This is a genomic window from Bacillus kwashiorkori (genome assembly GCF_001375515.1).
Lineage (GTDB): Bacteria > Bacillota > Bacilli > Bacillales > Caldibacillaceae > Bacillus_BK > Bacillus_BK kwashiorkori.
Map to the genome: position 1 here is coordinate 155,273 of NZ_CTDX01000012.1, position 25,911 is coordinate 181,183.

Sequence of the window (25,911 nt, forward strand, 5' to 3'; positions counted from 1 at the left end):
TCAATACATTTCCTTATCCACAATTCAACCATTCCCAACTAACCTTAAAAAACTACTAAAAAAAATCTCGTATCAATAATTCCAGAAATGAATGCAAAGTGAACAGGAAAAATCCTTACAAGCCAATCTATCATTAAGTGACAATAGACGTTTAAGTAAATTTAAATAAACATTTTGTGACTAAAATCACAAACAAACGTAAAATATGTCATTTTTGTGAACGAAAATATTAAATTGAAAGAACTATGAAATTTTCAATAGTGATTAATTGACAATTTAAATGTCATATTGTATTCTCATAAAGTATGGGATGATAGGGTTTTCAACAACCTAAATAACAAGTTATATTTATCCTTATATTCATAGTTAAAAACTGTTAAAGGATATCGAAAATAAGCATCCACTAAGTCAAAAAAATTGACATGAAAGATTCACTGTTTGTTCACGGACAACAAAAAATGCTATTGTATAATAGTACCATTACTTCTAAGATAGGGGATAAACCGACCATGCTAGATGTCGTAAATTTGTTTGGACGATATCGTAAATATTTATATTTCCTTCTAGCATTTTTTGTTTTAGGATGGGGATTTACTACATACCAACATATTTTTGCTGGTCTTTTCATTGGTACCTCTATTAGTTTTATAAATCTTTGGATTTTAGCTAGAAAAACGGTAAAATTAAGTGAGAGTGTTACTACTGGAGAAGGAAATGTTTATACAATGGGTACTTTTTCCAGACTGGCATTCGCCGCACTAGCAGTATTGGTTGCAATCCGCTATCCTCAGCAAATCCATTTAATTGCAACAATCATAGGGCTAATGACTTCCTATATAGTCATTGTCATAGATTCACTCATTATGTTCCTATTAAAGCGACAGAACGGGAAGAGAGGTGAATAATGTGGATCACAAAGCACCGGTGAAAGAATTGTTTGGATTAGCATATAATCCATCGAACATTTTAATGATTACTATTACTTGTGTTATTGTTTTTATCATTGCTATCTTAGCGACAAGACGGTTGCAAATGAAACCTACAGGAATGCAAAATTTCTTAGAATGGGTTATGGACTTTGTTAAAGGGATTATCAATAGTGCAATGGACTGGAATACTGGTGCTAGATTTCATCTTTTAGCACTCACACTCATCATGTACATCTTTGTATCCAATATGTTAGGTCTGCCGTTTGCAATTGCAATTAACGGAGAGTTATGGTGGAAATCACCAACTGCCGACCCAATTATAACGATGACATTAGCAGTAATGGTTATAGTCTTATCTCATTATTATGGAGCAAAACTTCATGGTACAAAAGGTTACATAAAAGGATTCTTCCAGCCAATGAGTTTCATGTTTCCATTAAAGCTGGTAGAAGAGTTTTCTAACTCTTTAACACTCGGTCTTCGTCTATACGGTAACATTTATGCCGGTGAAGTACTTTTAGGGTTACTCGTGAAATTAGCGAAAGTATCATTTGTTGTAGGTTTTGCCACATTACCGTTATTTATGGTATGGCAAGCATTCAGTATTTTTATCGGGGCAATTCAAGCCTTCATATTCACATTGTTATCAATGGTTTATATGGCACACAAAGTTAGCCATGACCATTAAAAATAAGAAGTTCAGTTTTTGAACAAGAAAACAATAAAATTAATTTTCTATACATTAGAAGGAGGAAATTTAACATGACAGGTGCATTAGCAGCAGCAATAGCAGTTGGTTTATCAGCTCTTGGAGCAGGTTTAGGTAATGGATGGATTGTTTCTAAAACAGTAGAAGGAATTGCTCGTCAACCAGAAGCAAGCGGATTGCTTCGTACAACTATGTTTATTGGGGTAGCTTTCGTTGAAGCGATTCCGATCATGGGTGTTGTTATTGCCTTTATCGCGCTATTCCAATAATAACTTGAAACTGATGGCGAAGATGAGTTAATATCCTTCGCCATTCCTTTATGTAAAAATTAAGAGTTTCACAATAATATAAATTTGTCCAGCCTCTTGAAGGGAGTGAAAGTAGCGTGTCTATCGACAGTTTTGTACTAGGTGCTTCAAGCTTTACACCACTTGATATTTTTTATCAGTTACTAGCATTTTTGATTTTAATGGTGTTGTTAAGAAAATATGCTTGGGGTCCGTTAGTAAAAGTAATGAAAGACCGTGAACAATTTGTTGCCAACGAGATTGATTCTGCGGAAAAGGCAAAGGCAGAAGCAAACAAATATTTAGAAGAACAAAAGCAACTATTAAAACAAGCACGACTAGAATCCCAAAACTTTATCGAAAATGCAAAGAAACAAGGGGAAGTACAAAGAGAAGAAATTATTCAACTTGCATATCGTGAAGCTGAAAAGTTAAAAGAATCAGCTCGGTTGGAAATCCAACAAGAAAAAGAAAAAGCTGTTTCTGCTTTACGCGAACAAGTTGCTTCATTATCCGTACTAATTGCATCAAAAGTAATTGAAAAAGAATTAAGCGAAAAAGATCATGAAGCATTAATCCAAGATTATATTAAAAAGGCAGGAGAAGAGCGTTGAGACATTCTAAAGTAGCCAACCGTTACGCCGTCGCTCTTTTTCAGTTAGCCGTTGAGCATAATCAAGTGGATAAAATGGAAGCCGATCTTCGTCTTGTCAATGAAGTATTTTCAACATCAAGTGAGTTAGTATCTATCTTAAGTACGCCAAAAATCCATATGACAAAAAAGCGCGAGTTAATCGTAACGAACTTTTCTAGTTTGTCGCCATTTGTCGTTAACACTTTATTACTACTCGTTGAACGTCATCGGTCCAATGAAATCGTACCAATGACAAGTCAATTTATCCAATACGCAAATGAATTAAAAGGAATTGCCGAAGCGAAAGTAATCTCTACTAGATTATTAACAGAGGAAGAAAAACTGGCCCTTTCCGAGACATTTGCGAAAAAAGTGAACAAAATTAGTTTGCAAATTGAAAATCAAGTCGATACCGATTTATTAGGTGGATTAAAAATACAAATAGGAAATCGTATATTTGATGGTAGTTTACGAGGAAAATTAGACCGCCTCAAACACGAATTAATTGGTTACCAATCGTAAGGGGTGAAAATGGATGAGCATTAAAGCTGAAGAAATCAGTGCACTGATAAAAAAACAAATTGAAAATTATCAGGCAGAAATGACAGTAACGGATGTCGGTACTGTTATTGAAATTGGGGACGGTATTGCCCGTGTCCACGGTTTAGATAACGTCATGAGCGGTGAGCTCGTTGAATTTTCCAATGGCGTTGTAGGTATGGCACAAAACTTAGAAGAAAATAACGTCGGTATTATCATCCTTGGACCTTTCACAGAAATTCGTGAAGGTGATGAAGTACGTCGTACAGGACGGATTATGGAAGTTCCAGTCGGAGATGAACTGATTGGACGGGTTGTGAATCCATTAGGTCAGCCGGTAGACGGACTTGGCCCAATTACCACAACAAAATCTCGTCCGATTGAAAGCCCAGCACCAGGTGTAATGGCAAGGAAATCAGTTCATGAACCATTACAAACAGGTATTAAGGCGATTGACGCTTTAGTTCCAATCGGTCGTGGACAGCGGGAATTGATTATCGGGGACCGTCAAACAGGTAAAACATCGGTTGCTATCGATACAATCATTAACCAAAAAGACCAAAATATGATTTGTATTTACGTTGCCATCGGACAGAAAGAGTCTACCGTCCGTAATGCGGTAGAAACTTTGCGTAAATTCGGTGCGCTCGAATACACGATTGTTGTGACAGCATCTGCATCACAACCTGCACCATTACTATACTTAGCACCATATGCAGGGGTTGCTATGGGAGAAGAATTCATGTACAACGGCAAACACGTCCTTCTTGTGTATGATGACTTATCGAAGCAGGCTGCCGCATACCGTGAATTATCCTTATTATTAAAACGCCCGCCAGGCCGTGAAGCATATCCAGGTGATGTATTCTACATTCATTCAAGATTATTAGAACGGGCAGCGAAATTAAGTGATGCTCTTGGCGCAGGTTCTTTAACATCATTACCGTTCGTTGAAACTCAAGCAGGGGATATTTCTGCCTACATTCCAACTAACGTAATCTCTATCACTGACGGACAAATTTTCTTGCAATCAGATCTCTTCTTCTCCGGTGTACGTCCGGCGATTAACGCTGGTCTTTCCGTATCCCGTGTAGGTGGTGCGGCCCAAATTAAGGCGATGAAGAAAGTTGCTGGTACACTCCGTCTAGACTTAGCATCATACCGTGAACTAGAAGCATTCGCTCAATTCGGTTCAGACCTTGATAAAGCAACACAAGAAAAACTGGCCCGTGGTGCACGTACAGTAGAAGTACTAAAACAAGATTTAAATAAACCGATCCGTGTTGAAAAACAAGTAATGATTCTTTATGCACTAACACGCGGATTTTTAGATGATATTCCGGTAAAAGATATTCGTCGTTTTGAAAACGAATTTTATAGCTGGATCGACCAAACGAAACCAGCGGTGATTGACCATATTCGTACGACTGCTGATCTACCTGCTGATGAAGATATGGCAAAGACGATTAACGAATTTAAAAAACAATTTGTCGTATCGGAGTCATAATTTTTTAACAGCGCCTCTCGAATCATTCAGGAAACGAGAGGTTCTAATCCATTAAAATAGCGATGAAAAAATTACGAAGGTGGTGACGATCAGTGGCATCATTACGCGAAATTAAAGCACGAATTAATTCCACGAAAAAGACAAGCCAAATTACAAAGGCGATGCAAATGGTTTCGGCATCTAAATTGAGTCGTGCAGAATCCAGTGCTAAATCATTTGCACCATATATGGATAAAATCCAAGAAGTGGTGGCAAGTATCGCACACGGCGTAACCGATGTAAGCCATCCTTTATTAACGCATAGACAAGTAAAAAGGTCTGCATACATTGTTATTACAAGTGACCGAGGTCTAGCTGGAGCTTACAATAGTAATGTGTTGCGACAAGTCTATCAAACAATCCAACAGCGTCATAAATCAAAAAATGAGTACGGAATTATCGCGATTGGAAGTGTCGGTCGAGATTTCTTTTTGAAACGTGATATGAACGTAATATTAGATATCGTTGGCTTACATGACCATCCAACATTTATGGAAATTAAATCAATTACGCAACAATCGGTTGGTTTATTTACGGATGGAACATTTGATGAATTGTATATTTACTATACCCATTACATTTCAGCAATTAACCATCAAGTAGTCGAGCAAAAAGTATTACCTTTAACCGATATTGCTAAAAGTGATAAACCATTATCCTATGAATTTGAACCTGCTGTTGATGAAATTTTAGATGTGTTGTTGCCACAATATGCCGAGAGTATCATTTTTGGTGCTTTGCTAGAAAGTAAAGCAAGTGAACACTCATCTCGTATGACGGCGATGAAAAATGCCACCGATAACGCAGCTGAACTCATCGATACGCTAACATTAAGCTTCAACCGGGCACGGCAAGCGGCAATTACTCAAGAAATTACAGAGATTGTCAGCGGTGCATCTGCCCTAGGATAATAGTCTTTTCAGTAGCTAAATATTTTTTATGCTATTTAATAAGAAGGCTATGTTATTGTTTATTCTTGAATTTTAGGCAGTTGTTGATTGTAGTGTAAGGCGGTGACTCGGGCGGAACAGCATGAGCTAGAAATAAGGAGACGCGTAGCATCGAAGCGGCCGAGACCGTGCCCGCGAAAAAGAGTCCGCCTGTTTCTTCGCTACGCTTTCGTCAACGAAAATCAACACCAATCTTTAGCATAGCCTACAAAATAGATGCTGTTACTTGAAAAACATTTTTACAGTTACCATTTATTGATAACGAAAATTAGTCGGGTTTCGGTGTTGAAAATAATAGGTGTTTCCAATTAAAAGGATTTTAAAAAATTGAATCCCTTGAAAACGCCGCTAAGGTTTTACTTGAGTAACAAGTTAGGAGGGAAAATGATGAATATAGGACGCATCATTCAAGTAATGGGTCCAGTTGTCGACGTAAAATTCGAAAACGGACAGCTTCCAGAAATTTATAATGCGTTAGTGATTAAGAGAAAAGCACAATCAGAAACGGAAGTTGATATCGACCTTACATTAGAAGTTGCCCTTCATTTAGGTGATGATTCTGTTCGTACAGTTGCGATGGCTTCAACGGATGGGCTTACAAGAGGAATGGAAGTACTAGACACTGGTGCTCCAATTTCTGTTCCAGTTGGAAATATCACATTAGGACGTGTATTTAACGTTCTAGGTGAAAATATTGACTTAGATGGTCCACTTCCAAGCGATGTACAAAAAGATCCAATTCATAAACCAGCACCTAAATTTGAAGAACTATCGACAAATGTAGAAATATTAGAAACTGGTATTAAAGTTGTTGACTTATTAGCTCCTTATATTAAAGGTGGTAAGATCGGTCTATTCGGTGGTGCCGGTGTAGGTAAAACCGTCCTTATCCAAGAGTTAATCAACAACATTGCTCAAGAACACGGTGGTATTTCCGTATTTGCCGGTGTTGGTGAGCGTACACGTGAAGGGAATGACCTTTACTACGAAATGAAAGACTCCGGTGTTATTAAGAAAACAGCGATGGTCTTTGGACAAATGAACGAACCACCAGGTGCACGTATGCGTGTTGCTTTAACTGGTTTGACGATGGCGGAATATTTCCGTGATCAAGAAGGTCAAGACGTGCTATTCTTTATTGACAATATTTTCCGTTTTACACAAGCAGGTTCAGAGGTTTCCGCCCTACTTGGCCGGATGCCATCTGCCGTTGGTTACCAGCCAACTCTTGCTACGGAAATGGGTCAATTACAAGAGCGGATTACTTCCACTGATAAAGGTTCCGTTACATCGATCCAAGCGATTTACGTTCCAGCCGACGACTATACAGACCCTGCGCCGGCAACAACTTTCGCTCACTTAGATGCTACAACGAACTTAGAGCGTAAATTATCAGAAATGGGTATTTACCCAGCAGTGGATCCACTTGCATCCACATCTCGTGCATTAGCACCAGAAATTGTTGGAGAAGAACATTACGAAGTTGCTCGTTCTGTTCAACAAATTTTACAACGTTACAAAGAATTGCAAGATATTATTGCTATCTTAGGTATGGATGAATTAAATGATGAAGACAAACAAGTCGTTCACCGTGCTCGTCGCATTCAATTCTTCCTATCTCAAAATTTCCACGTAGCTGAACAATTTACTGGTCAACCAGGTTCATACGTTCCAGTAAAAGAAACAGTTCGTGGCTTTAAAGAGATTTTAGAAGGAAAATGGGACCATCTTCCAGAAGAAGCATTTCGCCTAGTCGGTACAATTGAAGATGTAGTGGAAAAAGCGAAGAAGATGGGTGTAGAAGTGTAAATTTGGGAATCGAGGGGATAAAAAATGAAAACTATTGATGTAAGTATTGTTACTCCTGATGGCCCAGTTTATGACTCCGAAGTCGAAATGGTTAGTACGAAAGCAATGAGTGGCGAACTGGGTATTTTACCTGGGCACGTTCCAATGGTAGCCCCGCTTGCAATTGGTGCAATTCGTCTTAAAAAAGACGGCAAAACAGATCTCGTTGCAGTTAGTGGCGGTTTCCTCGAAGTTCGCCCAGATAAAATAACTATTCTTGCACAAACAGCGGAAAAAGCTGATGAAATTGATATTGATCGCGCAATTCGAGCCAAACAACGTGCCGAAGAAAGATTACGCGAGCAAACTCAATCCAACATCGACTTCAGACGTGCAGAGTTAGCCTTACGCCGTGCACTTAACCGAATTACGGTTGCCAAAGGCGATATTGAATAAACATATCTTTTAAGTGGCTGACCCCATTTACAATAACAAAAACTGATTTTTACTCAATCCAATGATGGTTGAAGTAAAAATCAGTTTTTTTTGCTATAAAAAGCATCAAGTACAAAATCTGTCTCACAAAAACCCAATTAACGGACAATCTTTTACAAAAAGGACTAATACTATTATTTTTCTGTCATATATTTAGTAATGATATACGACTGACAATCTCATTGAAAAGCCTTGATGAAGAGAATAATTTTTAAAAATAACAAGCAAATCTATACCCGATGTATTAACAACAATTAGAATTATGATTATTTTTGGCTCGCAACGTTTTTAAAAAAACAATAGTTGAAACGGGGTGTTGTCTGTTGGGGTAAATACATATTTTAATAGTTATTTAGTTGTAATTATCTTTCTAATATTAGCAGTGTTGTTACCGATTATTGCCCTTCAATTTGGGAAGCTGTTACGACCAAACAAGCCAGATGAGAAAAAATATTTAACATATGAGAGCGGAATAGACCCTTTTCATGATTCGCGGGTGCGATTTTCCATTCGTTACTACATGTTCGCTCTACTTTTTGTCATTTTTGATTTGGAGGCGATTTTCCTTTTTGCATGGGCAGTCGCATACGAAAAACTCGGGATTTTTGCTCTTATTGAAATGTTAATATTTGTCTTTATGTTATTTCTAGGACTAATTTATGCATGGAAAAAGAAAGTGTTGAAATGGATATAATTAGTTATTAATGTGAATTGGTCATCACAAGGGAGCGGTTTCATTTGGTAGGAGTGACAATTATTTCACTCGAAAAATTTGTAAGCATCGTAACGTTGGAAAAAGAAGGTGAAGAGAATGGTAAGTAATTTTAGTGTAGAGGAACAGATTCAACGAAATGTGTTTTTTTCCTCATTGGAGCAGTTAAAAGGATGGGCTCGCAGCAGTTCCTTATGGCCGATGACTTTTGGGCTCGCTTGCTGTGCGATTGAAATGATGGGGGTAGGTGGTGCACATTATGATGCGGACCGCTTTGGTTCATTTTTCCGAACATCTCCACGTCAATCCGATGTAATGATCGTTTCAGGAACGGTAACGAAAAAAATGGCTCCCGTCATAAAACGATTGTATGAACAAATGCCAGAACCGAAATGGGTCATAGCCATGGGTTCCTGTGCAACGGCAGGGGGTCCGTACATTTACTCTTATTCTGTCGTTAACGGGGTCGACCAAGTCGTTCCAGTCGATGTTTATATTCCAGGATGCCCACCAAATCCTGCTGCCCTCATCTATGGGATTCATAAATTAAAAGAAAAAATCCGTTATGAAGCGAAAACTGGAAAGCGTGTTGTTTAAAGATTGGGTGTAATGCTAGAAAAAGTTTTTTCCGAAATGTGGGGTGACAAATATGGCAGTGAATGAAGTAGAAGAGCTAACTCAGAAAATAGAAAAGTATGTATCTATTATTGAAAGTGAAATTGGTGAAGGAGTAATAGAAAAATGGGAAGTAAATAAGATGGCAAAACATTTACCGACATTAGAAGTATCGCGAAACTATTTTTATCAAGTAGCGGAAGTATTGAAGACTCACGAAGAAACGAATTTCAACTATTTACTGGAGTTACACGGAACTGATTTTGAGAGTTACTTAGAAGTATATGTTTGTTTATATTCAATGAAAAACCGTGAAAAATTAGTATTGAAAACGAAACTGGAAATAGAAAACCCAGTGATCGATTCATTAACACCTTTATGGCCAGGTGCCGACTGGCCAGAGTGTGAAGCATTTGATTTATTAGGAATTACATTTACAGGACACCCAAATTTGCAACGAATTTTTTTAGGAGATGATTGGAAAGGTTACCCGTTACGAAAAGATTACAAGGATGAAAATGAGTGGGATTCATAGGAAATCGTTTTTATAGGGAATTATTATTAGACCAAGTGTAAGGTCGAGTAACTGGAAATGGGGAATAATTTTTCATAAAAACGTGGCTAAAGTTTCGCTTTACAAAGGAGGTGCAAAACACATTGATTCGTACAGAAGAAATGATGTTAAATGTCGGACCACAGCATCCGAGTACGCACGGGGTTTTTCGTCTCGTGTTAAAAATTGATGGAGAAATCATTATTGAAGCTAAACCAGTAATTGGCTATTTACATCGAGGAACAGAAAAGCTAGCCGAGAATTTACAATACACTCAAATCATTCCTTATACCGACCGAATGGATTATTTGTCCGCGATGACGAACAACTATTGTATCTGTCATGCAGTGGAAACAATGATGGAGATAGAAGTGCCAGAACGGGCGGAATATCTTCGAGTTCTCGCGATGGAATTAGGTCGCGTTGCTAGCCATCTCGTTTGGTGGGGGACGTATTTATTAGATCTCGGTTCACAAGGTCCGTTTTTGTATGCGTTTCGGGAGCGGGAGATGATTATAAACTTACTAACAGAACTAAGTGGTGCACGGCTGACATTTAATTATATGCGAATTGGCGGAGTGAAATGGGATGCTCCTGATGGTTGGCTAATGAAAGTGAAAAATTTCGTCCCATATATGCGCAAACAGTTGGCCGGTTACCATGAGTTAGTGTCAGGAAATGAAATTTTTCTTAATCGGGTAAAAGGTGTCGGCAAGTATTCTCAAGAGGAAGCACTAGCCTATTCTTTAAGTGGAGCTAATTTACGCTGTACCGGTGTGAAATATGATGTGCGAAAAAATCATCCGTATTCCCTTTATGACCGCTTCGACTTTGATGTACCGGTTGGAACTGGAGAAGGTGATGCATATTCACGCTACGTTTGTCGGATGGCTGAAATCGAAGAATCGCTAAAAATCATTGAGCAAGCATGTGAACAATTTCCAGAAAGTGGTCCCATTATCGGCAAAGTACCGCGGATTATCCGACCACCAAAAGGGGAAACTTTCGTTACAATTGAGTCACCTCGCGGGGAAATAGGATGCTATATTGCTAGTGATGGAAAAAAAGAACCGTATCGAATGAAGTTTCGCCGACCATCATTTTACAATTTACAAATATTGCCAAAATTGTTGGAGGGACAAAATATTGCGAACTTAATTGCTATCCTCGGTGCAGTAGACATTGTTCTTGGTGAAGTGGATGGGTAGTAGGGAAAAGCTAATGGAGTTTTTTCATTTGCAATGCTTACAATCGACATGTACTGAAACTGGTGCAATTCTCCAACGATAACAACAAGTGACTTAAAAAGGATATGGGTAAGATGATTGAAATGCTAATTTCTATCACAACGTATGGAAAAAATCACGTTGAATAGTTTGATTTAATGTGAAGAGTAATGGTTTATGAACAAAGGGGGGATGAGTTTGGTTCAACAATTATTGCAAGCAGATCCCAGTTTTAAAGTGTTTTTAACTTTTTTCGGATTAGCAACATTAATGCTTTTTGCCGTACTTGGTTTTGTTACCTATGCCATTTTAGCAGAAAGAAAAGTGATGGGTTATATGCAACTTCGGAGTGGGCCTAGTGTGACTGGCGGCCGATTTGGTTTATTGCAGACAGTTGCGGATGTATTGAAACTGTTATTAAAGGAGGATGTCATTCCTCACGCCGCCGATCGAAAGTTGTTTATTCTTGCCCCTGTCATTACATTCATACCTGCTTTTATGGTCCTTGCAGCGATACCATTTACTGAGAACTTCCAGTTTGCTGATATTGGCATTGGCCTTTTATATTATATTGGAATATCTGGATTATCGGTACTAGGAATAGTGTTAGGTGGTTGGGCATCAAACAATAAATATTCATTAATTGGTGGGATGCGGGCAGCTGCACAAATGATTTCTTATGAAATTCCGCTAGTTCTATCGGTTATTGGGGTAATTTTGTTAGCGGGAAGCTTAAATTTGAATAACATTGTTGCCGCCCAGGAACATATGTGGTTTATTGTTTATCAACCGATCGGATTTTTTATCTTCTTTATTGCTAGTGTCGCAGAATTGAATCGTGTTCCGTTCGATTTACCAGAAGCGGAGTCAGAGTTAGTGGCAGGGTATCATGTCGAGTATTCCGGTTTTCGCTTTGCCTTCTTCATGTTAGCGGAATATGTTTATATGTTTGCCGCAGCAGCACTAATAACGGTCCTATTTTTAGGAGGCTGGCATCCATTACCGTTTTTAGATTTTATTCCTGGGGCATTATGGTTTGCGTTTAAATTCATGCTGATCATTTTCGTTTTATTGTGGATTCGTTTTACGTTTCCACGAATTAGAGGCGATCAACTAATGGAATTCGCTTGGAAAGTGTTAATTCCAATTGCGCTTATCAATATTTTTATGACGGCAATCTTAAAGGAATTTTTATAAACGAAATGTTGGAATAGAAAAGTAGAGTTGAAATTTAATAGTGAATTTCATTTCCAGTTTTCGCCGGTAAATGGAAAATCGTGCAATATTATTTAATCAACAATTGTATCATGGACTAACAAATTTTTCGATCGATCGAGGTGGCGTGGTTACATTCGTACACTTGATATTGTTGGATAAGTGGGTAGGAATTTTAAACGGAAGAGAAATTGGCATTTAGGCTTATTAAGAAAGTATGAAAGTGCGATTACAAAAAGGAAGGAACTTATTTGGATACAAATTCTAAGCAAAAGGGGTGAACAAATGCTAGGTTTAGCGAAGGGGTTAAAATATACGTTAAAACAATTATCAAAAGAAAGGGTAACGTATGATTATCCGAATCAAGCGGTGCCAATGCCTGATCGGTTTCGCGGAATTCAAAAATTTTACCCAGAAAAATGTATCGTCTGTAATCAATGTGTTGCAATATGCCCGACTGACTGCATTACATTGACAGGGAAAAAACACCCAGACCAAAGTAAACGGGGGAAAGTCATTGACACATACAACATTAACTTTGAAATTTGCATCTTATGTGACCTATGTACCGAAGTATGCCCAACCGAAGCAATAATCATGACAAACAACTTCGAACTATCCGAATATAACAGAGACAAACTATTCAAAAACTTAGACTACCTAAACGAAAACGACACAAATCTTAGGGGGACTGTCCCCAACAATTCCAACAATTAAAAATTTTGGATAATCAGTTGTTTGATCCTAGAAAGGGGTGGGGAGTTGGTTGCGTTTGTTTTGTTGGCTTTATGTGCTTTGACTGGTGCAGTTTTATTTATTTTTATTCAAAATGTAGTGTATGCGCTACTGTCCGTAGTGTTAACGTTTATTAGTATTGCGGGAATTTACATTTTACTTTCTGCGGAGTTTCTTGCAGGGGCGCAAATTTTGATTTATACAGGTGCAGTGACGATTATACTCTTGTTTGCCATCATGTTGACGAAGCGGGAAAAGGTAACGGAAAAGCAAAAGGGAATCAAAAGGAAAAATGGTGTCATTCTACTTGTCATTGCAACCTTAACATTTTTCGTTAGCCGCGGGATTAGCAACATCCAAAACTTAAATGAAGCGGCCACTTTACATGAAAAAAACACCGAAAAAATAGGTGAAATATTATTTACAAAATACATCATCCCGTTTGAACTCACTTCCATTATTTTATTAGTCGCGTTAATTGGGGCAATCGTTTTAGCTCGGAAAGAAGAAGGGTAAATAATCCCATATTCCAATGACTAACTGTAAGAATCCCACTTAACTGCAAATATTTTAAACATATGAAGCGTTACGCAATCCTGAACATTTTACGAAAATATCACAGAAGTTTTACTTAATAAATTTTAGCGATAAGGATGTGAAAGCATGGAATCAGTTCCATTGTCGCTCTATTTAATACTCGCACTACTTTTATTCAGTATTGGACTTTTCGGAGCATTAACAAAGAAAAATATTATTATGATATTAATTTGTATCGAGTTAATGTTAAATGCTGTGAATATTAATTTCGTTGCATTTAGTAAGTTTGGAGCGGTTGCAGGCTTGACGGGTCAAATTTTTTCCATTTTTATTATGACTGTAGCCGCAGCAGAAGTGGCAGTCGGCATCGCAATATTAATCGCCTTATTTCGGCATAAAGAATCTGTCCACATTAGTGATTATCGAACATTGCAAGATTCATAGAGAAAATTGAATCGGTCATTAACACTAAACATTATCACTAGAAAGGAGTTGGGAAAAAATGATGACGTATGCCTGGGTAATCCCGCTGTTTCCATTTATCGCCAGTATTATCCTGCTCATGTTCGGTAAGCGGATCCGAAATAAAGTAGCTGAAATTTCCATCAGTTTTACATCGCTCTCATTTATTGGAGCGTGCATATTATTTTTCCAACTAAGACAAGCACAACCATTTACTGAAACTGTCACATGGTATCGTATCGCTAATTTTGAAATAACAGTAGGATTTACCCTTAATGAGCTAAACCTTTTCATGTTACTTATCGTATCGCTAGTCAGTTTGCTTGTGCAAATTTATTCAATTGGTTATATGGGAAAAGATGTGCGCCTTCCCATATATTATGCGTATCTCGGACTATTTACCGGAAGTATGTTGGCACTCGTCATATCACCAAATTTATTACAAATTTATTTTTTTTGGGAACTAGTTGGTCTCGGTTCATTCCTACTCATCGGCTATTATTTTTCGAAAGAATCGGCAAAAAAAGCAGCAAAAAAAGCCTTTATTATGACTCGAATCGGGGATGCCGGACTTCTTATCGGGATTCTCATTCTATTTTGGCAAACGAACACCTTTGACTTAGCGAAAATTTTTACCGCCATCACAAACAATGAAATAAATAGCGGAACATTAACGGCAGCAGCCTTACTTATTTTCATCGGCGCAATTGGAAAATCAGGGCAATTCCCGCTTCATTCCTGGTTACCAGATGCAATGGAAGGGCCGACACCAGTATCAGCACTTATTCATGCAGCAACAATGGTAGCGGCAGGCGTGTATCTCGTTGCCACGATGTACCCGTTATTTTTAGCGACAAAAACAGCATTAATGACAGTTGCCATTATCGGTGCACTGACTGCTTTTTTTGCAGCAACCGTCGCCTTAATCGAAACAGACATGAAACGAATTCTCGCCTACTCTACCGTTAGCCAGCTCGGATTCATGTTTCTCGCACTTGGCACACTCGGTTACACAGCAGCAATTTTCCATTTAATGACACATGCCTTTTTTAAAGCGCTACTATTTTTAAGTGCAGGAAATGTCATTACTTACGCAAAAACGCAAAACATTAATGAACTTGGTAATTTAAGGAAAAGACTACCATTCACGAACGTTCAATTTTTCATTGGCACTTTAGCGATAACTGGAATCCCATTATTATCCGGCTTTTTCAGTAAAGATGAAATTATATTAGCAACGGCCACGAGCGGAAACATCCCATTATTAATCATCGCCCTTATTACCACAATACTTACAGCAGCATACATGTTTCGCCTATACTTTACCATTTTCCACGGTCAACCGAACCATACAATCCCACTGAAGCGGCTGGAAAAATATACGATAAAGAAAACGATGGTCATTCCAGGATTAACGTTAACGGTTCTGGCCGTCGCATCAGGATATATAAATACAAGCTGGTTCGGAACGTTTTTATCCGACTGGTTAACCCGCGGAAAAACAGAGTTAGCACAAGTAACAACACAGCATGACACATTATTCATCTCACTCACTATCTTTGCAACTTTTATCGGACTAATCATCTCCTATCTTATTTATATAAAAAAAACAATTGCATCCAACTGGTTTTCCGCACGAGCACCAATTACTTTTGCAATCATGAAAAACGGCTATTACATTGATACGATTTACTATTTTACGATAATAAAACTAGCAACTGGAATCGGTAAATTCTTTCGTCTGCTTGAATTTTATATAATAGAATGTTTGACAAATATCGTTACTGCTATCGTCACAGGATTCGGTCGCATCGGCAGCAGCCTACATAACGGGAATAACCAACGGTACGGCGCTGTCGTTGTAATTGGAATGATCGTCCTAGTAGTTATCACACTTTGGACAGGAGGGTATTTTTAAATGGGACACCTCTTAAGTCTATTAATCTTTTCACCACTTATCGCCATTGTTACCTTACTTTTTACGAAAAAGAAGGAAAAACTAATCAACATCGTAGGCGTACTTGGAACTGTTTTGCCTTTCCTTATTACAGTAGTAATTACCGTCTTTATTTTTACTGGAAAAAGTTATAGCGAATTTCAAGAGAAAATCTCGTGGTTAACATTTGCCAAGAACACTGATCGGTTTCCAAATGGAATTGCAATCGATTATGAACTCGGCTTAGATGGGTTATCGCTTGCGATGATATTGTTAACGACCATCATCGCCTTGTTTGCCAGTGTTGCCTCCGTATTACAAATAAAACAGGATAAAAAGGGGTACTTTCTCACTTTTTTCATACTGGAAATTGGCATGTTAGGCCTTTTTTTAGCGGAAAACTTTCTACTATTTTTCTTCTTTTTCGAAATAACTTTCGTCACGATGTTTTTCTTCATTGGAAAGTGGGGGTTTTTTGCTAGAGAAAAAGCAGCCTATCAATTTTTACTATATAACGGGATTGGTTCGGCACTATTACTTGTCGTTATTATTACTTTAATAGTAAAACTAGGCACAACTAACTTCGCTACACTACAGTTTGAAATAGCAAATATAACAAATGGTTCAGTCCCACTGATGACAACACAACTAAAATGGATACTTTTTATTATACTTATTATCGCCCTTGCTATTAAACTACCAGTATTTCCTTTCCATCGCTGGATGGTATATGTACATAATGAAGCACCACTTGCTATCGTGATGATTCATGCGGGAGTTTTATTAAAAATCGGAGCATATGGATTTATTCGCTTCGGTATCGGTCTGTTTCCAGAACAATTTCAAGCGTTTAGCACCGTCTTACTCGTGTTTGGCTTAATCAACTTGTTGTACGGAGCCTTTTTAGCGCTAATTCAAACAGAATTAAAATTAGTATTTGCTTATTCTTCGATTTCCCATATGGGTTTTGTATTATTAGGGCTTGGTGTGCTAAATGAAGCTGGAATCCAAGGCGCAATCTTCCAGACAGTATCCCATGGATTAATTGCAGCACTACTATTTTTCCTTGTCGGTATTTTTACGAAAAGATACGGAACGACAAACTTGGAAAAACTGTCCGGTACAGCAAAACAACTGCCAATTGCCTCTGGACTATTACTTGCTGCAGGAATGGCTTCTCTCGGATTACCAGGAACTTCTGGTTTTATTAGTGAAGTAACCGTATTTATCGGCTTGTTTGAAAAAAATCTACTCGTCGGCATGATGGCAGTCCTCGGTATTATTTTAACAGCGGCATATATTTTGCGGGCAGTGCTGGCGATTACTTTCGGTACGGCTAGTGAAGTTGCCGCGAAATTAACAGAGAAGACGGCAAAATTACAGCTATCGGAAAAACTACCTGCCTTCGTTCTCGTTGGGATTATTATTTTGATTGGCTTGTATCCTAACACGTTAGAGTGGATCCTTCGTCCCGTAATCACAGAAATTTTTACAATGTTAGGGGGTGGCTTGTAAATGGATATGGAGACGCTATTATCGTTTCAATGGGGGGCAATGCTACCTGAGTTTATCATTCTCGGTACAGCAACAATCCTTGCGATACTCGATTTATTTTTATCGAAAAAGGTTTCTCGAACCATTCTCGGTTGGCTAGGAGCGGCTGGCATTGCGGCAGCATTAATTTCCCTTGCACCACAACTCGGTTCACAACCTGTCTCGATTTTGTTTGATACGTTTTATTTGGACGGTTTTGCAATCGTATTTAAATTCGTCCTCCTGCTCGGTACGTTGTTACTCATCTTGTTAGCAACAGGGAGCAACGATAAAGAAGGAATGGAAAAATACAAAGGCGAATATTATTATTTACTGTTGACTGCTTTATTAGGAGGATTAATAATCACTTCTAGCTTAGATATGTTAACACTTTTTATCGGGCTTGAGTTACTTTCCATCAGTTCCTACATTTTAGTTGCTTTAAGAAAAAAATCGCTTGCATCAAGTGAGTCCGGTATGAAATATGTATTAAATGGGGGAATTGCCTCTGCGATTACATTATTCGGGTTCAGCTATTTATACGGGGTAACGGGAACGAGTAATTTGCGTGAAATGGGAGTTCAAATAGCGAAGGGTTTAGATGCAAGTTTGTTATATCTCGTTCTAATAGCATGTATTTTTGTCTTAGTTGGGTTAAGTTTTAAAATGGCCACTATCCCGTATCATATGTGGGCACCAGACGTTTATGAAGGAGCCCCAACAATCGTAACAGGGTTTTTAAGTGTCGTATCAAAAGCAGCCGGCTTCGTTTTATTTATTCGGTTAGTGTTAGTTGTTTTTCCTAGTATAGAAATAGTTGTCGGGAAACGAACATGGTCTGGGATTGAATTTTTCCAAGACATCTTCATCTTGGTAGCGATAATAACGATGTTCGTCGGAAATATAATGGCCATTCGCCAAAGAAATGTAAAGCGAATGCTCGCTTACTCGAGCATTGGTCATGCTGGCTTTCTTTTAGCTGGCTTTGCAACATTGTCAGTTACTTCTATGGAAGCGGTTTGGTTTTATTTACTAGCTTACACGTTCATGACAGTCGGTGTGTTTGCAATAATTTATGTAGTTACAGAAAAAAACTGCGATAGACAGGAGCAGGTCGGTAGTTCACCACATGTGAAAGGATCCGCCGATATTAGCCATTTTGCTGGACTTTATCGGACATCTCCATGGATGGCAGTAATGATGACGGTGTTCCTTTTGTCACTAGCGGGCATTCCCGGCACGGCTGGTTTTATTGCGAAACTGCAAATTATTATGAGTGCGCTCAATGGGGAAACGATGCAATTTTATTTAGTTGTAAGCATTATTATTGCCACCATTCTGTCATACGTCTATTATTTTAGTATAATAATTCAACTGTTTTTCCGTCCAGCGGCAACGGAGGTAAAACCAGGACCGACTACACCGTTTTCAGTAATTATCGGTTTTTGCGTATTTGCCACCATTTGGCTCGGTATTCTTCCCAATACAGCACTCGACTTTTTTACGAATACATTCCAAAGTTTGTCGTTTTTCTTGGAATAGTTTTTAGTTTAGCAGTAGTTCTATTGGGGAAAAAACAATGGACATATAAAGAATCGCCTTTGGGATAACGCTTTTCACAAAAGGACGTAAAGTCACTGGCAACATGAGCGGTACGGCAGGAAAGAACAATCACTATACGTAAGAAGTGCAGCAAAAAATTATAACAATTAAGGCAGCTCCTCGAAATAGGTTGGACGTTTAATCGGGGAGTTTATTTTTTCTGACTATCTTGTTAAAAAAGTTAGAGCACATACTGAAGGAAATATTGATTACATAGAATGGCGCAAAATTTCTGTTATCGCTATCCATTTGTAGGAGGGACATGATGCGGATGGGAATAAAGGCGAATGCGAATAATAACGCCGCGAACTTAAACACTAATGGAATGCTAAAGGGAAAACTAGTGTAAGGGAAGGATGTATTAAATAGATCGAAAGTGGTAAGTGGCGCAAAATTCTGATTCATTACAAGTATTTTCTTGTTTTTTTATAACTTTGTAAAGAATGGAAACATAATAGTTAATAAAACCACATATATTTTATGTTACAATAAAATGGTTAAAGTCCCTGTCTATTCATGTAACAATGAAAGGGACTCCATCACCTTCGACAGCCCAAAAGAAAAGGAATATCTGTGCGGAAATGGAAGTGATGGTGTAAATGTCTAGCTAGAAATGAGTCACTTTATCACTGTATCGCTGGCTTCAGACTGAATAGCTTTTTAGGTGACTAAACAAATTTCGATATCGGTTTCACACAAATTAATAGGTAAAACAATAAAACAAACTTATTATTGAAGGGGAAGGTGAAGGATAATGCTGAACGATTTCGGTATTAGCAGCCTTTTTAGTATTATTTCCCATTTAATTTTTATCGGCTTGGCATGGTGGGCATTGCAATCATTAGATTTTGAAAAATTTTTACGAAAAAACCATGTCGCCCAAGCTAGACTACTTTACATATTTATGGCGGTAGCGCTCGGTACCCTAGTAAGCAACTTTTTCCTTGACTACTTAAGGTGGGCCGACCAACTAATTTACATTTTTCAATAAACCGCATCCATGTGCACTTTCACACTTTAGCAGAGTGGGGGACTGTCCCCAAAATAGGTCAATACAATTAAACTTGTTGCATCCTCATTTTTTGTCAGACTATGACGAGTTTTACCATGTATTGAATCCTTTTATTTAACCAACAATGGTTAGTAAAGGGAGAGATGTAAAATGGGGAAAAGGAATAAAATTTTTATCCAAATAACAGTGTGTGCTGCAATATTTATTTTTATTCTTACAATTCATGGAAAAACTGTCCAAGTCACAAATCAAACAGATTTGAATAAAATGATGGCAGCAGTTGAAAAAATGAATGGGCAATTGACACAGTGGTCAATTTTTTCTAGAGAAGAATTAGAAAAAAATATGACGACGAACGAATTAGTGAATAAAGAAAAAGAGTGGAAAGAAAAATTTCCACAATTTCAATGGGAGAAACAACATATTAACAACCAATGGCAGTTAATCGGCACATACTACAATTCAAAACATCAGTATGAAGAAAACCTCAAACTAACTGCTAACCTCTATGAAAATGGTATTCAAGGCTTTGTTTTATACGAAATAAAAGGTGAAAAATGGGATTCCCACATTGCAAACTTTTTAAACGACCATCAACAAAAAATGGTGGCATCTATATCCCAAAAACATCCAATAATTTTCTCTTGTATAAGTGGAGAATTCAGTGATATGATTAGTCTCGTTGAATCAAATAAAATGGATGAAATGATCGAAACTTTTAATGGAAAAATAATTGAAAAATTGACCGAAGAAAAGTTTGTTTCCATAACAATGAATTCAAATCTTTTTGCATATGAATTACCATCTGAAAATGGTTCCTTTAATATGCAATTTTCATTACGTGAAGGCCAAATGGGTGAGAAGACAAGTTTTGTCATTGGCACACCTATTATAACTGTTGAATATTAATATAAAAGATACTGGACGCGGAGGGGAATACTCTTGGAAAAAATCATCGTCCGCGGCGGAAGAAAATTGAACGGCACTGTAAAAATTGAGGGAGCCAAAAATGCCGTTTTACCTGTAATCGCCGCATCGCTACTTGCAAGTGATGGAAGAAGCATCATTCATGAAGTACCGGCTCTTTCTGATGTTTATACAATAAATGAAGTGTTAAGATATTTAAATGCTGATGTTACTTTTGAAAACAATACGGTGGAAATTAATGCATCAAAAGAGTTAAAGAAAGAAGCACCATTTGAATATGTAAGAAAAATGCGTGCCTCTGTATTAGTGATGGGTTCATTACTGGCTCGTCTCGGAAAAGCACGTGTAGCATTGCCAGGTGGTTGTGCAATTGGCACTAGACCAATTGATCAGCACTTAAAAGGTTTTGAAGCAATGGGAGCGGTTGTTAAAGTCGGAAATGGCTTTATTGAAGCAGAAGTAGAAGGTCGCCTCCAAGGTGCGAAAATTTATCTCGATATTCCAAGTGTAGGTGCAACTGAAAACATCATGATGGCTGCAACACTTGCAGAAGGTACGACAATTATTGAAAACTGTGCAAAAGAACCAGAAATTGTTGATTTAGCAAACTACTTAACAAAAATGGGAGCGATTGTTAAAGGAGCGGGAACAGAAACTATTCGTATCGAAGGTGTGGAAAAACTCCATGGCGCTGAACATACGATTATCCCTGACCGAATTGAAGCAGGAACATTTATTACTGCAGCTGCCATTACAAAGGGCAATGTATTAATTAAAGGAATCGTTCCAGAACATATTTCTTCCCTAATTGCAAAGTTGGAAGAAATGGGTGTTATTTTTATCGAAGAAAGTGAAGGAATTCGTGTTATCGGCCCTGAACGCATTAAAGCAGTTGACATAAAAACAATGCCACATCCAGGCTTCCCAACAGATATGCAAGCGCAAATGATGGCATTACTTCTTCGTGCACACGGAACAAGTATCATTACTGAAACTGTGTTTGAAAATCGTTTCATGCACGTCGAAGAATTCCGTCGCATGAATGCAGATATTAAAATCGAAGGTCGCTCTGTAATCATTAACGGTCCATCGAAATTGCAAGGTGCCGAAGTTGGTGCTACTGATTTACGCGCAGGTGCTGCCCTCGTAATCGCTGGTCTTGCATCAGAAGGCATTACGCAAGTCACCGAACTCAAACATATCGATCGCGGCTACGTTAACTTCCACGGCAAACTCGCTGCTCTCGGAGCAAACATCGAACGCATCACCGTCGAAGAAGAAAACGACCTAACCGACCACATCATCACACCACTCGCCGCTAACATGAAATAAGGGGGACTGTCCCCATTAGTATAAAAAGCTAAGGATAATATAGTCAGCTCAAGGCTTATATTTTCTTTAGCTTTTTATTATACATATGAAGATAAGACAAAAATATTAAATATTTTACAAAAAATTTGTTGTTGTTTCCAGCACACAACCTCAATCAATCAAAAATCAGAACCCTCAAATTCATCCACCCACCCAATTAAAACAAGTCACACAGCGTCATACCCACAAATCCCAAATCCCAATCCCAATCCCAAACCACACCCAAAACCACCCCAAATCCACCAATTAAAAACTCCCACCCCCAAACCATTCAATAAAAGGACAAACTCTATTATTTATAAAATATTTTCTTAGTTTTTTAGGTATAAAAGCCTGTCTATTTCCATATGTATTTAATATAAAACATATTTTATCTTAAAAGATAAAGGTAAAAAGAGTTGCTACTCCTCTGCAACAAATACCAGAAACATTGCATGCTTTAAAAAAACTGAATAAAGAGCTTATTACACTATGGGAGGCGTTATCTTGAAAAACATCAAGCCAATTGCAGTCGTTGTCATTTTACTATCTATCGCCGTGTTATTAATTCCAACTATATTAGTTCTCCCGTTTTCACTAGAGAAGGCGAGTGGAAAATTAGTAGAGACAACCAAAAGGGAAAAAGACCTTGAAGTACTACTCGCAGAAGCTTCCCCCCTTGAAGTTACCGTTTATCGGACTGAAAAGGGCGAAGTAGAAACATTACCACTCGAACAATACGTTGCTGGTGTAGTAGCTTCCGAAATGCCCGCAGTCTTTGAAGAAGAGGCATTAAAAGCACAAAGCTTAGCAGCAAGAACGTATATTGTACGTCAACTACTCGCAAATGAAAAAACAAAATTGCCAAAAGGAGCGATCGTTGGAGATACGCAACAATACCAAGTATATAAAGATGAAGAACAACTAAAGGAACAATGGGAATCCGAAGCTAATTACAAAAAAAACATGAACAAAATTCGCCAAGCAGTATATGAAACGCGCGGTCAAATAATCATTTATCAAAACGAACCGATCACACCATCTTATTTTTCAACAAGCAATGGATTTACCGAAAACTCTGAAGCATATTGGACAAACGCATTTCCATACTTAAAAACCGTTGAAAGTCCTTGGGATCTACACTCCCCGAAGTATTTAGACAAAAAAATAATCCCAGTGAAAGAATTTGAAAAAGCATTAGGTGTAAAACTCGGTCAATCTAATAACATTGGTCAAATTACCGCTAGAACACCTGGAAATCGTGTTGCCGAAGTAAAAATAAATAACAAAACTTTCACTGGTCGGGAAATTAGGGAGAAACTAGAACTAAAATCAGCAGACTTCACATGGGAGCGAAAAGGAGAACAAATCATTATCACGACAAAAGGATACGGACACGGTGTCGGAATGAGCCAATATGGGGCAAACGGAATGGCAACAGAGGGAAAATCATACGATGAAATTATCAAATACTATTACAAAAATGTAGAAATTTCCGAAGCCAACCATTTTCTCGAAAAACAAATTGCGAAAAAATAACAAAAAGGTTTTGCGTCACAAAACAAATGTGGCTGCAAAACCTTTTTTTACGAACTCACCGCAAAATCTAGCTCCAAGTTAGAAAGTACAACAATCTCTTACTTTCCACAACACCCTACTCGGGTCGGAACCATCTTTCTACTTTAGTAAACAATCCCGATAGCTTCCCTTTTTTCAAAAAATAAGAGCGCCAAACAATCCAATAACCAACCGCCACACCTATCGCGTCTTTAACAAAATCAATAACGGTAGCCGACCGGTAAGGTACAAATGCCTGATGTATCTCATCTATTAAACCCCATAAACAAGAAAGGATTGCAACTATTAAATTGGCTCGCCTCGTTAACTTCCCATCTACTAATAAAAATAACACAAATAATAAATAAAGAATTCCAAACTCTACTAAATGGAGCGACTCCTTTATAAATGAATCGTGAACATGAAAATTCACAATCGCATCAGCCGGTCTGCTAGACAAAAACCAAATAAATCCCATATAAGTAAATGGTAATACGCGCACGATCCACCGCAAAGTAATCAAATTCAAAAACCTCCTATTCCCATAAAAAATAACTGAAAATGGAACTAAAGAAAATTTTATCATGAAAAAACCTACGTTCAACAGAATTATCCTCTTATTAAACCTCATCTTTGCAAATAACATAATTTTCCTGTCCATCACAAAGTTTTAATTACAATCGGACTCACACAACGGTACTGTAAAACAAGCGTCCCATCAACAATTTACAGCAAAATACACAAAAACTCGACAAATTTTTAATAAAATTTCATTAAAAAATGCATAAAACGAAAAAAATTACAAAAAATAAACAAAAAAGTGTTTTAAAGAGTATATAATTCTCGTTTTCTGTTCAAAATATGCTTGAGGTGATGAAAATGAGAGAGGAAGAAAAGAAACAATCTTCTCGCAAAATTGGCATTCAACGCTTTTTCAAAAAACAGTGGGTATATCCTGCCATCTATATTGGGGCGGCAGCAATTTTAATCGCATCTGTACTTTGGTTCCAAGGCAGAGGTAATGAAGGTGCAAATCCAGACAACTTCGGTTACGGAGAAAATCCAAATAGACAAATTGCAGAAAATGACTCCGTAGAAGTTGGCAAACCAGTAGAAAACTTCAAATGGCCGGTGGCAAATCCAGATCAAGTCGAAATTAAAACACCATTCTATGATGCAAATGCATCAGAAGAGGAACAAGAAGCGGCACTAATCTCCTATAACGACAACAGCTTCCAACCTAATACAGGGATTGCTATTGCTGCGAAAAATGGTGAAGAATTCGACGTAGTTGCTAGTATGAGCGGTACTGTTAAAGCGGTGGAAGATGATAGCTTCTTAGGAAATAAAATTGTAATTGAGCACGCTGACGGTGTCGTTACACATTACCAAGCAGTAAAAGATATTCAAGTAAAAGTTGGCGACAAAGTAAAACAAGGTCAAAAACTTGCTACTGCTAGTAAAAGCATGTTCAACGAAGAAGCAGGAGTACATGTCCATTTTGAAATTCGTAAAAATAACAAACCGTTAAACCCACTGGAGTACTTTGAAAAATCACTAGCTTCCGTCATGGCTGAAGATTCTAGTGATGCAAACAAAGAAGACGAAAAAGCAGACGAATCGGAAGAAAAAGCAGATGAATCTAACGAAAACAGTGAAGAAGATTCAAACAAGGAACAAGAAGATAAAGAAGACTCCGATGCCAATGACAATGCAAACAACGAGTCTTAAAAATTAAAATTTCCCCCTTTAGAAATAGATTTGCATGGGGCTGCCTATTTGGTGGCTCCTATTTTTTTGTAAAAATCTTAAATGTGGGCATCAATCAGTGAAATAGCAGTCATCCTCGTGGGACAAAATTTTCAAGTTTAAACCAGGAAGAAAGAAAAAACTCTAAATTTTTCTAGCATTTTTACTAACTTCAAAAATAAAATGATAGAACACCAGTCATTATATATAGTCCATTCCGTTCCTTAAAAAACACCCTTCGACAATTAAGATTAATTTCAGAAAAGAAACTACCAAATTCGACTTATTTCTCAGGAAATATGGAGAATTTTG

26 protein-coding genes are annotated in these 25,911 nt (G+C 37.8%); 25 read left to right on the forward strand and 1 reads right to left on the reverse strand.

Annotated elements, in window-relative coordinates; translation table 11 throughout:
• The first annotated feature begins 509 nt into the window (after positions 1 to 509).
• The 24 genes from BN1242_RS03895 to spoIID all read left to right on the forward strand — a co-directional run bounded on the left by BN1242_RS03895 (position 510) and on the right by spoIID (position 23,832).
• A complete protein-coding gene (locus tag BN1242_RS03895) occupies positions 510 to 905 on the forward strand; it encodes an ATP synthase subunit I (RefSeq protein WP_062351551.1) in 396 nt (131 codons plus the stop codon).
• Position 906: 1 nt separating this feature from the next.
• Positions 907 to 1,617, forward strand: a complete 711-nt coding sequence (gene atpB, locus BN1242_RS03900) for a F0F1 ATP synthase subunit A (RefSeq protein ID WP_062351554.1) — start codon at positions 907 to 909, stop codon at positions 1,615 to 1,617.
• A 74-nt stretch (positions 1,618 to 1,691) separates the two neighbouring features.
• The gene (gene atpE / locus BN1242_RS03905) at positions 1,692 to 1,907 is read left to right on the forward strand and encodes a F0F1 ATP synthase subunit C (RefSeq protein ID WP_062351557.1); all 216 of its coding nucleotides are present in this window, start codon (positions 1,692 to 1,694) and stop codon (positions 1,905 to 1,907) included.
• 116 nt (positions 1,908 to 2,023) lie between these two features.
• Entirely contained in the window at positions 2,024 to 2,539 is a 516-nt protein-coding gene (atpF, locus tag BN1242_RS03910) for a F0F1 ATP synthase subunit B (protein WP_062351560.1), read from the forward strand.
• A complete protein-coding gene (locus BN1242_RS03915) occupies positions 2,536 to 3,081 on the forward strand; it encodes a F0F1 ATP synthase subunit delta (protein WP_062351563.1) in 546 nt (181 codons plus the stop codon). The genes atpF and BN1242_RS03915 overlap by 4 nt, the downstream gene beginning before the upstream one ends.
• 13 nt (positions 3,082 to 3,094) lie before the next feature.
• Complete coding sequence (gene atpA / locus BN1242_RS03920) at positions 3,095 to 4,606, forward strand: F0F1 ATP synthase subunit alpha (protein ID WP_062351566.1); 1,512 nt, start codon at positions 3,095 to 3,097, stop codon at positions 4,604 to 4,606.
• 92 nt (positions 4,607 to 4,698) lie between these two features.
• Positions 4,699 to 5,556: an ATP synthase F1 subunit gamma gene (gene atpG / locus BN1242_RS03925; protein WP_062351569.1), complete on the forward strand. Its 858-nt coding sequence runs from the start codon at positions 4,699 to 4,701 to the stop codon at positions 5,554 to 5,556.
• A 426-nt stretch (positions 5,557 to 5,982) separates the two neighbouring features.
• A complete protein-coding gene (gene atpD / locus BN1242_RS03930) occupies positions 5,983 to 7,404 on the forward strand; it encodes a F0F1 ATP synthase subunit beta (protein ID WP_062351572.1) in 1,422 nt (473 codons plus the stop codon).
• Between the two features lie 24 nt (positions 7,405 to 7,428).
• A complete protein-coding gene (locus tag BN1242_RS03935; protein WP_062351575.1) occupies positions 7,429 to 7,839 on the forward strand; it encodes a F0F1 ATP synthase subunit epsilon in 411 nt (136 codons plus the stop codon).
• Positions 7,840 to 8,194: 355 nt separating this feature from the next.
• Entirely contained in the window at positions 8,195 to 8,572 is a 378-nt protein-coding gene (locus BN1242_RS03940; protein WP_062351578.1) for an NADH-quinone oxidoreductase subunit A, read from the forward strand.
• Positions 8,573 to 8,689: 117 nt separating this feature from the next.
• Positions 8,690 to 9,187 carry a NuoB/complex I 20 kDa subunit family protein gene (locus BN1242_RS03945; RefSeq protein ID WP_062351581.1) on the forward strand — a complete coding sequence of 166 codons (498 nt, stop codon included), beginning with the start codon at positions 8,690 to 8,692 and terminating at the stop codon, positions 9,185 to 9,187.
• A gap of 52 nt (positions 9,188 to 9,239) precedes the next feature.
• On the forward strand, positions 9,240 to 9,740 hold the full coding sequence (locus BN1242_RS03950; protein ID WP_062351584.1) for an NADH-quinone oxidoreductase subunit C: 501 nt from the start codon (positions 9,240 to 9,242) through the stop codon (positions 9,738 to 9,740).
• Positions 9,741 to 9,862: 122 nt separating this feature from the next.
• On the forward strand, positions 9,863 to 10,966 hold the full coding sequence (locus BN1242_RS03955; RefSeq protein WP_062351587.1) for an NADH-quinone oxidoreductase subunit D: 1,104 nt from the start codon (positions 9,863 to 9,865) through the stop codon (positions 10,964 to 10,966).
• Between the two features lie 216 nt (positions 10,967 to 11,182).
• The gene (gene nuoH, locus BN1242_RS03960; protein WP_062351589.1) at positions 11,183 to 12,181 is read left to right on the forward strand and encodes an NADH-quinone oxidoreductase subunit NuoH; all 999 of its coding nucleotides are present in this window, start codon (positions 11,183 to 11,185) and stop codon (positions 12,179 to 12,181) included.
• A 303-nt stretch (positions 12,182 to 12,484) separates the two neighbouring features.
• Positions 12,485 to 12,916, forward strand: a complete 432-nt coding sequence (gene nuoI, locus BN1242_RS03965; protein WP_062351592.1) for an NADH-quinone oxidoreductase subunit NuoI — start codon at positions 12,485 to 12,487, stop codon at positions 12,914 to 12,916.
• A gap of 24 nt (positions 12,917 to 12,940) precedes the next feature.
• A complete protein-coding gene (locus BN1242_RS03970) occupies positions 12,941 to 13,450 on the forward strand; it encodes an NADH-quinone oxidoreductase subunit J (protein ID WP_062351781.1) in 510 nt (169 codons plus the stop codon).
• Positions 13,451 to 13,597: 147 nt separating this feature from the next.
• Entirely contained in the window at positions 13,598 to 13,915 is a 318-nt protein-coding gene (gene nuoK, locus BN1242_RS03975; protein WP_062351596.1) for an NADH-quinone oxidoreductase subunit NuoK, read from the forward strand.
• Positions 13,916 to 13,973: 58 nt separating this feature from the next.
• Entirely contained in the window at positions 13,974 to 15,851 is a 1,878-nt protein-coding gene (gene nuoL / locus BN1242_RS03980) for an NADH-quinone oxidoreductase subunit L (RefSeq protein ID WP_062351598.1), read from the forward strand.
• On the forward strand, positions 15,852 to 17,384 hold the full coding sequence (locus BN1242_RS03985; RefSeq protein ID WP_062351601.1) for a complex I subunit 4 family protein: 1,533 nt from the start codon (positions 15,852 to 15,854) through the stop codon (positions 17,382 to 17,384).
• Positions 17,385 to 18,944 (forward strand): NADH-quinone oxidoreductase subunit N, encoded by a 1,560-nt coding sequence (locus BN1242_RS03990; RefSeq protein ID WP_062351604.1) that lies wholly within the window; start codon positions 17,385 to 17,387, stop codon positions 18,942 to 18,944. It abuts the gene before it with no gap.
• An 814-nt stretch (positions 18,945 to 19,758) separates the two neighbouring features.
• Positions 19,759 to 19,995, forward strand: a complete 237-nt coding sequence (locus BN1242_RS03995) for a DUF1146 family protein (RefSeq protein WP_062351607.1) — start codon at positions 19,759 to 19,761, stop codon at positions 19,993 to 19,995.
• Positions 19,996 to 20,166: 171 nt separating this feature from the next.
• Positions 20,167 to 20,925: a YwmB family TATA-box binding protein gene (locus tag BN1242_RS04000; RefSeq protein WP_062351609.1), complete on the forward strand. Its 759-nt coding sequence runs from the start codon at positions 20,167 to 20,169 to the stop codon at positions 20,923 to 20,925.
• Positions 20,926 to 20,958: 33 nt separating this feature from the next.
• Positions 20,959 to 22,275, forward strand: coding sequence for a UDP-N-acetylglucosamine 1-carboxyvinyltransferase (murA, locus tag BN1242_RS04005; protein ID WP_062351610.1), 1,317 nt, complete (start codon positions 20,959 to 20,961; stop codon positions 22,273 to 22,275).
• A gap of 534 nt (positions 22,276 to 22,809) precedes the next feature.
• Positions 22,810 to 23,832: a stage II sporulation protein D gene (gene spoIID, locus BN1242_RS04010; protein ID WP_275259442.1), complete on the forward strand. Its 1,023-nt coding sequence runs from the start codon at positions 22,810 to 22,812 to the stop codon at positions 23,830 to 23,832.
• A 115-nt stretch (positions 23,833 to 23,947) separates the two neighbouring features.
• On the opposite strand, the gene BN1242_RS04015 is transcribed toward spoIID, so the two are convergent.
• Entirely contained in the window at positions 23,948 to 24,511 is a 564-nt protein-coding gene (locus BN1242_RS04015; protein WP_338022873.1) for a VanZ family protein, read from the reverse strand.
• A 218-nt stretch (positions 24,512 to 24,729) separates the two neighbouring features.
• Here BN1242_RS04015 and BN1242_RS04020 point away from each other — a divergent pair, with 218 nt between their 5' ends.
• A complete protein-coding gene (locus BN1242_RS04020) occupies positions 24,730 to 25,581 on the forward strand; it encodes a stage II sporulation protein SpoIIQ (RefSeq protein WP_071435430.1) in 852 nt (283 codons plus the stop codon).
• Positions 25,582 to 25,911: the final 330 nt, after the last annotated feature.